Below are 2,577 nucleotides of genomic sequence, written 5' to 3' on the forward strand. Positions count from 1 at the left end.
GCGATTGGCGGTTTTTCAGAGCGCGAGTAGCGCTGCCAGTACCATGCCCTTATAGGGCTTAATCAAGCCACCAGCTTAGCTGGTGGTACATGACTAGGATTTTGCCAAATTTTTTATTAATATAATATATTTATCAGTTCCTATTAAATTATTAAGTATTTTTATTTTATTATTTTAAGTAACTAATAAAAACGGATTAAATATAGGTATATATTCAAATAAAGAAGAAAAGATATTAATAGTATCCCTATTGGAAATTAATTTAAAATATGAATTATAAATTTGTAAATGTTTCTATAGATGGAATACCTAAATTAGTTATGGAGTTTACAGTGAATTATTCAATTTTAACAAATATATTTATTGTATAATTTTAATAAAATATACCAAATTGAAAAACTATTTTATATAATTTATCTAGTAACACATAATCAAGATTATGCGTTGATATATATTGATTATGATCATTGTGCAATTAAAATTAAAGTCTGTATATCTGAATATGATAGAAAATTTTTAATTAGAAATTTTAGATAAATTGTAAGAAAAAATATGCAATCATCATTAATTTTAGATTTTTAAGATTATCTTTATCTACATTTAAATCCTTTTTTTCAATATTATATACTAAAAATAGTATTACAGAATATGTAAGAAATAATATATTAGTCAGTATTCCAATAATAATTCCAGCAGTAGTTATATCAAGCTTTAGAATATTTAATAGGTGTGTAAAAAGTATCAGTATACAGCTTGCAATAAGTAAAGATGTATTTTCAGCTAAAAGAACTACTTTATTCATATTAGTATATCTAATCTAAAATATTTATATATTAAATTATACTACATAAGAGAAAAAATAAATATGGTATGAGGTATATACATGTTTTAGAAATAGAGAAGGTTTCTGTAGAATATAAATAATTTAAAGAGTTTTTAGCTTTTTTTATTGTTCTATAAAATTTTAAAAGCAGGTATTTTACAATGGAATATGATAATTATATTATATATTGAAATACAAGTATACAATAGCATAATCATAGTGAATTTTACATATGCATTACTAAGGGGGAATGCATAAATGAAAGTAAAACGAACAAAGAAATGGTTAGTAATATTAACAATTATTTTTGCCTTTGCTTCTGTGGTCAATCCATTATTAGGAATAGTTGCAGGTATATTACTAATAATTAGAATGATTAATGATAAAAGAAATTCAAAAATTATTACTAATGAAATAAAATTATTTGAGGAACTTGGAGACAATATAAAGCAGAAAGAAAATGCTTTAAATAATTTAATAAAGAAAATAGAAAATAAAAAGAAGGATAATAAACAAATTATTTTTGAATATAATCAAAAAATTAGTTCTCTTGAGAATGAAATATCAAAGTCAAATGACAAGTTAGAAAACATTATAGAAACATGTAAGAATTATGAAGAAGGACTACAGGGCATAAAATCATACAGAGATTTAGAAAAAATTCTTACTACACTTCAAGTAGGATTATATGAAAAAGTATATGATTTTGAGATTTCAGAAGAATATAAATTAGAACTAAAGGATAAACAAAGAGAACAATCTGAGTGTATTAAAGATGATAAAGCTATAAAAATAGATGAAGACAATAATATTTTATCAAAATATTGTTTAAAAAAATCAGATTATAATAAAGTTCTTAATGCCATTGTAAAATTAGCCTTAAGAGCTTTTAATAATGAATGTGATAGTACTGTTGCTAAAGTAAATGCTAAAAATATAATAAATAGTAGAAAGCGTGTTGAATCTTCATTTGATAATATTAATAAAATAATTAATTCATTTGGAATATCATTAAGCTCAGATTACTTAAAGTTAAAAATAAATGAAGTTCAATTAGCATATGAATATGAAGTTAAAAAAGCAGAAGAAAAAGAAGAACAGAAACAATTAAAAGAGCAAATGAGAGAAGAAGCTAAAGTAAGAGCTGAAATAGAAAAAATGGAAAGAGAAGCTAAAAAGGAAACAGAACTTTATGAAAAGGCTTTAGAGAAAGCCACTATGGAGTTAAAAAATGCATCTGATGAAGAAAAAAATAAATTAGATTTACAGATAAAAGAATTAAGGAATCAATTAAAGGAAGCAGAAGAAAAGATGCAGCGTGCAAAATCAATGGCAGAACAAACAAAGGCTGGATATGTATATGTTATATCTAATATAGGATCATTTGGAGATGATATTTATAAAATTGGAATGACTAGAAGATTAGATCCTACAGAACGTGTTAATGAACTATCAAGTGCATCTGTACCATTTCCATTTGATATACATGCTACAATACAAACTAACGATGCTCCAACTTTAGAACATGAATTGCATAAGAGATTTGAAAAAAATAAAGTTAATAAAGTTAATTCAAGAAAAGAATTCTTTAAAGTTTCATTAGATGAATGGTCTTATGTCAATATTTTGGACACAAAAAGTCAAACTTTTTCATGCTGCACTTCTAGCTAATAATTCACATTGATCTGGAGTCATGTAATTAATAGAAGAGTGTATCCTTTTTCTGTTATACCAACCTTCAATATATTTAAATA

General features: G+C 24.1%; 2 protein-coding genes. One reads left to right on the forward strand and one right to left on the reverse strand.

The annotated features are described in order from the left end of the window. Positions 1–529 precede the first annotated feature (529 nt). Positions 530–802 (reverse strand): hypothetical protein, encoded by a 273-nt coding sequence (locus BUA70_RS12810; RefSeq protein ID WP_072897900.1) that lies wholly within the window; start codon positions 800–802, stop codon positions 530–532. A gap of 279 nt (positions 803–1,081) precedes the next feature. Here BUA70_RS12810 and BUA70_RS12815 point away from each other — a divergent pair, with 279 nt between their 5' ends. Beyond that, positions 1,082–2,494, forward strand: a complete 1,413-nt coding sequence (locus BUA70_RS12815; protein WP_072897902.1) for an SNIPE associated domain-containing protein — start codon at positions 1,082–1,084, stop codon at positions 2,492–2,494. The last annotated feature ends 83 nt before the right edge of the window (positions 2,495–2,577 follow it).

Source organism: Clostridium fallax, from assembly GCF_900129365.1.
Classification (GTDB): Bacteria; Bacillota; Clostridia; order Clostridiales; family Clostridiaceae; genus Clostridium_AH; species Clostridium_AH fallax.